Source organism: Aurantimonas sp. C2-5-R2, from assembly GCF_036549495.1.
Classification (GTDB): domain Bacteria; phylum Pseudomonadota; class Alphaproteobacteria; order Rhizobiales; family Rhizobiaceae; genus Aurantimonas; species Aurantimonas coralicida_A.
The window spans coordinates 1-8013 of the sequence record NZ_JAZHLJ010000116.1 but is presented as its reverse complement, the minus strand read 5'-3'; the positions used below and the strand labels follow the sequence as shown (position 1 = coordinate 8013).

Below are 8013 nucleotides of genomic sequence, written 5' to 3'. Positions count from 1 at the left end.
TCGGTTGGAAGTCTCCAGCAGAAACCCTCGCGCTTCTCTTGGAAGCGAGTATTATAGCACCTGTTGCGACGACCGGTTGAATCCGCCCAGTCTCCCCCGTCGCGCGAACCGTCGACCCGATCGCGGTGAGGGTTGCCGCGATGGCGCCGACGGGATCGTCGTCGAGGCCGCGTCCCAGCGCCGCCAGGAAGATCGCCTCCGAATCGCTGGTCCCGCGTCGCTTCGGATAGAGCGCGTCCGGGATCAGATCATCGATGCGCCGGCGCAGGCGCTCATAGCCGCCGATCTGGCCGTTGTGCATGAACAGATGCCGGCCGTCCGCGAAGGGATGGCAATTGGCCGTGGAGACCTCGCCGTAGGTCGCGGAGCGCACATGCGCCAGGAACAGCGGTGAGCGGATCTGGCGGCAGAGCGAAACGAGATTGGCGTCCGACCAGGCCGGCGATATGCCGCGATAGACGCCGGCCTCGGGGCGCTCGCCATACCAACCGATTCCGCAGCCATCGCCATTGACGATCGTCTTGGCTTCGCGTGCCGCGAGCGACTGGGAGATCAGCGAGGCGCGCGGCTCGACCAGCAACCGGTCGAGGAAGATGGGCGGGCCGGCATAGGCAAGAAGACGGCACATCGGGGTGACACCGCGAGAGGGTTGGCCACGACCGTGTCGTCGCGGGGACAGGCCAGTCTCGCGTGGCCATGGTTAACGGGCGCTTAAGAATTCGCCGCCGAGGCCGTCCGTTTCAAGTGAATCGATCGACGGCCGGAGGGTCGCAACCGCCCCATTGCAACCGCTGCTACCGCCGCCGGCGCTTTTCCTTCAGCGCCGCCTCGGCGCGCGTGGCCGCAGTCTCAAGGGCGGCGAGCAGGCGCTTTATGTCGTCGGCGGGAAGGATCGCGATCGTCTCGGCCAGCCGGTTGGCCAGCGCCGTCGCCTCGGGGCTCAGTCCGGCGGTTTCGACCGTGACCTTCGGATGCGAGAGTTCGGCCAACCGCTCCAACTCCTCCGCCTCGTCCCAGATCACGTTGAGATAGCCGATGATGCGCTGCAGGAGTTCCCAGGTCGGGCGTCCGCGCCGGCCGTGTTCGAGCGCCGAGAGATAGGCACTCGAAATCCCGAGCGCCGCGGCCATTTCGCCCTGGGTCACGCCACGCTCCTTGCGCATGACGCGGATCTTCTCGCCAAAGGGGGTCATGCGAAGCGCCTCACCCGCACATAGAGCGCACCCTCGCCGCCGTGATGGCGCTCGGCGCTGTCGAAGCCGGACACCAGCGGGCGGAATTCCGGATTGGCGAACCACAGCGGCACCACTCGCCGCAACACCCCGCGCGACCCGAACGCGGCGCCCGAACGAGCCCCGCGACCGGTGATCACCAGCACATGGCGCAGCCCCATCACCTGGGCCTGGCGCAGGAAGCCGAGCAGCGCGTCGTGGGCGACCTCTTGCGTCATCTCGTGCAGGTCGATGCGCGCCTCGATCGCGACCCGGCCCTTGGCGATCTTGCGCCGCGTCGGTCTTTCGATCGGGTGCTGGGTCAGCCGCCGGCCACTGCGCTCCGGCGCCGCCGACGGACCGGGTGCGGCGGTCTCCGCCGCCTGCCGCCCGCTAGCGGCGGTAAAGGCCGGTGACAGCTTATCCTGCGACGGCTCCTCGGGCATTTTCGGATGCGCCTTGCCCTTCAGCGGCATCGCCGTGCGGGCGACGCTCGCCCACAAACGGGCATCCTCGCCACTGAGGCGTCGTCCGCGCCTCACCGCGCCAGACTTTCCGCGAGCCTCGCCGGCGCCAGGACATGAAAATCCGCCGCGTGGCGAATCCGCCCGGCGATCCGGCCGGCGTCCGGTCCCGAACCGACGAAAATGTCGGCGCGGGTAGGTCCGAGAATGGCCGAACCGGTATCCTGCGCGATCATCAGGCGGCGGAACGGCTCACCCGCCACGACAAGCCGCGGCGCGTCGATGAAATAGGGCACGCAAAAGGTCGCGAGTTCCCGGTCAACGGCGATCGAGGCCAGCGCCGTGAGCGGCACCTTGGCCGCGCCGATCGGGCCCTTTGCCGGGTCGTCCACCGGCATTTCCCGAAAAAAGATGAAGGAGCGATTGCGGTTGAACAGGGTCTGCCGCCGCTCCGGATGTGCCGCCAGCCACCCCCTGATGCCGTCCATGTCGGCTTCGGCCAGCGTGAGCTCGCCCTCATCGACCAGGCTACGGCCGATCGCGGTAAACGGATGTCCGGTCTTGGCGGTATAGCTCACGCGGGTTGCGCGCCCGCCCGGAAGGCGCAGCCGGGCCGATCCCTGAATATGGATGAAGAACGCCTCGACCGGATCGTCGAGCCAGGCGATTTCGAGACCCAGGCCGGCCAGCGCGCCGGCTTCGATCGCGGCCCGATCGGGATATTCCTCGAGCATCCCGCAAGGGGCGCGGCGCGCGAAGCGGAACGAGGAATCGAGCCCCGGCGGGCGCGATACGTCGTCGATCTTCACTAGATCCTGCGGTCGCGCGTAGAGCGGGAACCGAAACCGATCGGTGCGCACCGGCGAAGCGGCGACGATTGGCTCGTAATAGCCGGTGACGAAGCCCGGCGTGTCGGTCTCGGCGCCGTCCGGCAGGATGCGCAGCGGGGTAAAATGCGTCTCAAAGAACGACCGCGCCGCCGCTCCCTCCACCGCGCCGGCGGCCATCGCCGCTTCCGCGGCGGGCCGAAAGGCGCCCGGCGCGATGTCCAAAGATCCCAAAGACACCTCGTCCTTGACGAGCCGAGGGGCGCTGTCGCGAAACGCGGCGAAGGCCAGGGTGTGATCGGCTTCGGCCCAGCCCGGCAGGTCGGCAAAGCTGCGGCGCACGAAGCGGGTCATGGAAGGGTTCGCCGCTCCGGTTCAGTCTTCTTCGGATTCGGTCCCGGCCAGCTTCCAGTTCGGATCGCGCGAGCGTATGTCGCGCGAGAATGTCCAGACATCCTTGACCTCGACGACGGCTTCCGGATCGCCCTCGACGATCTCGCCGTCCGGCTTCAGCACGGCCGAAATCAGCTGCGCCACGATACGCACCGTCACCAGCGCCTCGCGATCCTTCTTTTCCGCGGACACGACCTCGGCGTCATCGATGCCGACGAAGGAGGACTGCATGCGCTCGCCGCGCTGTTCGCGGTCGGTGATCGCCTGTTCGAAGCCCTGATACACCTCGCTCGACAGGAGGTTCTGCAAGACCTTGCGGTCGCCGTCGGCAAAGGCGGTGACGATCATTTCATAAGCGAGCTTGGCGCCCTCGAGGAATTCCCCCGGCTCGAAATTCGGGTCGTCGTCGCGGATGCGACGCAATTCGCCATTGAGCGGGGTGCCTGGCGCGGCCAGCTTGTCGATGGCCTCGTAGGTATTCGGGGGCGTGGCCACATCACCGCCGGGCAGGCGGCGGTGCGGCAAGGTGACGACATTGTCGTTGGGCGCGGCTTCCCCTGGCCGTCCCTCTCGCCGCGAATAAGGATCGAAGGGCGGGCGCTCGCTGCCGGTACGCCGGCCGAGAACGCTGCGCAGCTGAAACAGGACGATCGCCGCAAGCACTATGAAAAAGATCGTCCCGAAACTCATTGGTTCTGTCGCCTCGCCGTCGCACATGCCATTCGCCCCCATATAGAGACGGCCGGCTACGCATTCAAATTCGTTTCGGGACTTCCTATCTGATCTTGCGACGCGGTGCTGCCCGAAACGCGCATGAGGGGCATTATGCCGTCAAAGGAGTGACCAAACCATGCCCTTCGCCCTGATCCCCTTCCTGCTCCTGGTAATTCCGATCCTGGAGATCGCCGTGTTCATCCTGGTCGGCAACATGATCGGCCTGTGGCCGACGCTCGGCCTCGTCCTGTTGACCGCGATCGTCGGCACGCTGTTGCTGAAGCAGCAGGGCCTGTCGACGCTGGCGCGCATCCAGGCCGACATCCGCGCCAAGCGCATGCCGGGGCGCGATCTCGTCCACGGCGTGATGATTGCCATGGCCGGCATCCTGCTTTTGACCCCTGGCCTGGTCACCGACACGATCGGCTTCCTGCTGTTCGTGCCGAAAATTCGCGACGGCATCTGGAATTTCATGAAAAGCCGCGTGGTCGTCGTGGCGCAAGGGGCTGGGACATCCGGCATGTGGAATTCCGGCGCCCGCGGCCCACAGCCCGACCCGCGGGCTGGCGGCGGGCCCGACGTGGTCGATCTCAGCGGCGAGGAGTTCGAGCGCCGGCCCGACGCCTCCTCGCCCTGGAACGACAAGCGCGATGGCGACGACACGCCGCAAGGCCGCATCCTGCACTGAGCCGGACGCGGCGGCGCGAGGTCGGCCTTCATCTTGTCCTCGCCTTGACCGCGTGATAGCGCTCGCGCCCATTATTTCCTGCCGGCCTGGCATAGCGCCCGGCCCGCTAACACTGGCACCGGGCGCGCCTTCGCGGCGACATCAGCCGGGACCAGCATCGAGACGGGAGCCAACATGTCCGACACAAACGATCAAAAGACCACCGGCAATGGCAATGGTGCCGCCACCGGCGACGGCGCCGCAAAGCCCGCCACGCCGCCCAGCATCAACATCCTGACCCAGTATATCCGCGATCTCTCCTTCGAGAGCCCGAACGCGCCGGGCGTGTTGCGCGGCCAGACCAAGGCGCCGGCGATCAATATCGGCGTCAATGTCGGCGCCAACCCGATCGAGGGCTCCGACGGCGACTACGACGTGCGGCTGACGATGAACGCCAAGGCCGGCGAGGGCGCCGAGCTGATGTTCAATGTCGAACTGGAATATGGCGGCGTCTTCAAGCTGCAGAACTTCCCGCAGGAGCATCTCCTGCCGGTGCTGTTCATCGAATGCCCGCGACTCTTGTTCCCCTTCGCCCGCCAGGTGATGGCCGACGTGACCCGCAATGGCGGCTTCCCGCCGCTGATGATCGACCCGATCGACTTCTCGCAGCTGTTCCAGCAGCGCATGGCCGAGGAGCGCGCCCGCCAGCAGGTCCAGACTGCCTGAGGCGACGCCGCTTCATCGTTCCTTGAGACAAGAAACGCCGGCGGCATCGCGCGATGCCGCCGGCGTTTTGATGACCAGCAACTTGTGCCGGCGCGATCAGGCGTCGGTCGTCGCTGCCGCCTGCGGGCGCTCCAGAAACCGCCACCACAGCGCCTCCTCGCCCATCGTCGCGACAAAGGCACGGTGGCGCGCGGCCTCGTCCGCCGTCAGCCGGGGCGGCAGCGGCACCGGCCGCGGCTCGATCCGGCCGAAATCGCCATCCGTCCCGTCGCCGGCCGTATCGAGCTCCACCGCCAGTCCCAGCGCCGCCTGCCGGCCGCCGATCAGCTCGATATAGACTTCGGCGAGCAGCTCCGAATCCAGCAGCGCCCCGTGCTTGTCGCGGCGGCTGGTGTCGATCGAAAAGCGCGAGCACAAGGCGTCGAGCGTTGCCGGCGCCATCGGGAACTTGCGCCGCGCCATCGGCAGCGTGTCGATGACGACCGACGGGTCGATCGGCGGCTGGCCGATGCGCTTCAACTCGGCGTTGAGAAACCGCGTGTCGAAGGCGGCGTTGTGGGCGATCAGCCGGGCGCCGGCGAAGAACTCGAGGAATTCCTCGGCGATCTCCTCGAACAGCGGCTTGTCGGCCAGAAACTCATCGGAAATGCCGTGGACGTCGAAGGCGCCGGGATCGACCTTGCGGCCGACCGGGCGGACGAAGGTGTGGTAGCTCTTGCCGGTCGGGATGTGGTTCCACAACTCGACGCCGCCGATCTCGATCACCCGCTCGACCTCCGGGTCGAGACCCGTGGTTTCGGTGTCGAAGACGATTTCCCGCATGCTAGCCCCCGCTTTGGGGTGTTGTCATGCAGCGGAGCGAAAGAGGCAAGGGGCGGGGTGGACGCTATCCACCGGCGAAGTGGTCTTGTTCTTTTTACGTTCTTATCGATGCGGTTTCTGCGGGATTTAGCGAGTCGACAGTTCGTGAAAAACCAACCGGCGGCTAGTGGTCCCAGTTAGTTCTGAAATCGAGATCGATAATAAACTGCACTGGCGTCACCCAGTGGATGCCACAATCGTTGCAGACGTCCGGGACATGCCGTCGAGCGCCTGTCCTCGTCGGCTTGGAGACTTCGGCTGTGACGACTTGCCGGTCGGCAATCCCCAAGGCGGATGCGATCAGAAACGGATCTTGGCCAATGGTGATTAAATCGGCCTCGGTGAGAGCTTCGCCGTAACAGGCAAGCACCGCCTGAACATTAGCAGTGTCGCTCGACTCCGCGAGGCGGAGCGCATTCTTCGCCTCAGGCGGCTTCATCCATGCTGCCAAATCGTCATTGCCGGCTTCCACCTCCGCGTATATCTCGGCTGGCATTTTTACCGATCCTGCATCGCCGTGGAAAAGCAGCCAAGACCAGAACTCTGGCACCCTGTGCAGGGCGTACCACGTGTTATGGGCAGAGATCAGGGCATTGGCATCGAGAAGATACTGCATCAGGTCGTTATCCTGCGGCGGCCGGTTCCGGCAAGAAGCGGATAAACGGACATCGGCTTCACGCCAAGCATGCGCGCAGCGCGGGTAGGTGTGAGCGACCCGTCAGCAATACCTTCTCGTGCAATGTCGAGGAGCGCTGCCCCTAAGCGGTGTCTCCGCAGCACGTACCAGTTAGGTCCGCCTGGGCTCTCCCTGTTGGCCGCGCGCGTAGCCGCCTTCTTCGCCAGCCATTCCTCCCTGAATCTATCGCGCAACTCTTCCCAGCGGCGGAGCGGCAGCCGTTTTGCGCGGAACAGCTGGTAGGCAACCATACCCCTGCTAACGCGGCATCGATCTGCAAGTTCGCCGATTGCGACAATATCTCCAGCACCACCCTCCAAAGAAAGATCGGCGAGTTCATCCGGTGTAATGAGCGTCGCGGCTGCGGCATCATTGCATAATTGCTCGATCCCGGCGGTTGGTGCGCCACCACTGATCCCCGGCTCGCCGAGCAACAGGTGAGCGAGTTCGTGAAGCAGCGTAAACGACCATGCAGCTTTGGCGTCTTGGTCGTTGATAACGAGGAACGGCGCGAGATCGTCGGTGATCGCGAAACCGCGGAAGATGCTAACCTCGATCGCTGTCTGCCAGCTGCCGCAATCACCCGCCAGTAATACAAAGACTCCGACTGCCTCCACTCGCGCACGGAGATAGGCGAAAGCATCCTCTGCGCTTTGATGGCTCCGGAATTCAGCGCGATCAAATCCTATAGCGGCGACCAGCGCTACAGACAAACGAAGGGGATCTGTCACGCCGCGCTGCGAGTCGACCAGCGTGACCGCAGTCGCATCCTCATCGTCTTCAATGGTTGCGCGAACCAATGCTTGGCGCGCCTTCACATCGCGCAGCAGCGTCGCCAAGAGCACGTTCGACGGACTACCCTGATCGGGGAGTGTGCGGAAATCCTGCCCGAGTTCCGCAGGTGCTGGCACTTTGGGAAGGTAGAAGGTCAGGAGTGGTCGATGATACTGTGGGGCCATGCGTCGCAGGAGCGACATGGAGGGTCTGCTATTGCCCGTCTCATAGCTCGCCAGCCGGTCGGCACCTGGCACCCCTCGTGCGGCATTCAGCCCTATCTTCCGCGCGGCCGTCTCAAGATCAAGGCCGGCAGTCTGGCGCGCCCATTTTAGGATTTCAGGATTCAGCTCAGCCATAATTTCAGATCGCTTGCCAAATAGGCTGCCGTACCTACTAACATACGAACCCTATGCGCCCTCTCAGGCTCCGCTCGAACTCTCCTGAACCTGTGTACCGATTAAAACTTGCGCCGGGAAGACGTCGACGCTTCCAGCGTCCTTGCTGGAGTATCCGGCTCTTAGATCCGCTGGCGCAAAAGGGAAACGGTCGTTTCCGACGACACTGATTGCCTGGCGACTATTCTCTCCACCTCACGCTCCGCCCAGTTAGAGCGTCAGGCGATTAATCTGCAACATAGCCAGCGGCCTTGAGGTAGTTCCAACATTCTTCGGGCTCGAACAGGTCGCAGATGTTGCCG

At 64.8% G+C, this 8013-nt stretch carries 10 protein-coding genes; 2 read left to right on the top strand and 8 right to left on the bottom strand.

Annotation, left to right across the window (positions count from 1 at the left end):
• The 5 genes from VQ044_RS22900 to VQ044_RS22880 form a co-directional block, all read right to left on the bottom strand.
• A partial coding sequence (locus VQ044_RS22900) for a class II glutamine amidotransferase (RefSeq protein WP_331827796.1) occupies positions 1-628 on the bottom strand: 628 nt, incomplete at its 3' end.
• Positions 629-794: 166 nt separating this feature from the next.
• Complete coding sequence (locus VQ044_RS22895) at positions 795-1193, bottom strand: helix-turn-helix domain-containing protein (RefSeq protein ID WP_327649811.1); 399 nt, start codon at positions 1191-1193, stop codon at positions 795-797.
• Positions 1190-1753, bottom strand: a complete 564-nt coding sequence (locus VQ044_RS22890; protein ID WP_327649812.1) for a Smr/MutS family protein — start codon at positions 1751-1753, stop codon at positions 1190-1192. The genes VQ044_RS22895 and VQ044_RS22890 overlap by 4 nt, the downstream gene beginning before the upstream one ends.
• Positions 1750-2856, bottom strand: coding sequence for a murein transglycosylase A (gene mltA / locus VQ044_RS22885; protein ID WP_327651085.1), 1107 nt, complete (start codon positions 2854-2856; stop codon positions 1750-1752). The genes VQ044_RS22890 and mltA overlap by 4 nt, the downstream gene beginning before the upstream one ends.
• A 21-nt stretch (positions 2857-2877) precedes the next feature.
• Positions 2878-3585 carry a Tim44/TimA family putative adaptor protein gene (locus VQ044_RS22880; protein WP_327626069.1) on the bottom strand — a complete coding sequence of 236 codons (708 nt, stop codon included), beginning with the start codon at positions 3583-3585 and terminating at the stop codon, positions 2878-2880.
• 160 nt (positions 3586-3745) lie between these two features.
• On the opposite strand from VQ044_RS22880, the gene VQ044_RS22875 reads away from it, so the two are divergent.
• Both VQ044_RS22875 and secB read left to right on the top strand, forming a co-directional pair.
• Positions 3746-4297 carry an FxsA family protein gene (locus VQ044_RS22875; RefSeq protein ID WP_327649816.1) on the top strand — a complete coding sequence of 184 codons (552 nt, stop codon included), beginning with the start codon at positions 3746-3748 and terminating at the stop codon, positions 4295-4297.
• 174 nt (positions 4298-4471) lie between these two features.
• Complete coding sequence (gene secB, locus VQ044_RS22870) at positions 4472-5002, top strand: protein-export chaperone SecB (protein WP_327649817.1); 531 nt, start codon at positions 4472-4474, stop codon at positions 5000-5002.
• Between the two features lie 96 nt (positions 5003-5098).
• On the opposite strand, the gene dnaQ is transcribed toward secB, so the two are convergent.
• The 3 genes from dnaQ to VQ044_RS22855 all read right to left on the bottom strand — a co-directional run bounded on the left by dnaQ (position 5099) and on the right by VQ044_RS22855 (position 7672).
• Positions 5099-5824, bottom strand: coding sequence for a DNA polymerase III subunit epsilon (dnaQ, locus tag VQ044_RS22865; protein WP_327649818.1), 726 nt, complete (start codon positions 5822-5824; stop codon positions 5099-5101).
• 163 nt (positions 5825-5987) lie between these two features.
• Positions 5988-6479: a DUF4411 family protein gene (locus VQ044_RS22860; protein ID WP_327649820.1), complete on the bottom strand. Its 492-nt coding sequence runs from the start codon at positions 6477-6479 to the stop codon at positions 5988-5990.
• Positions 6479-7672: a helix-turn-helix domain-containing protein gene (locus VQ044_RS22855; protein WP_327649821.1), complete on the bottom strand. Its 1194-nt coding sequence runs from the start codon at positions 7670-7672 to the stop codon at positions 6479-6481. Before VQ044_RS22855 ends, VQ044_RS22860 begins: the two co-directional genes overlap by 1 nt.
• Positions 7673-8013 lie beyond the last annotated feature (341 nt).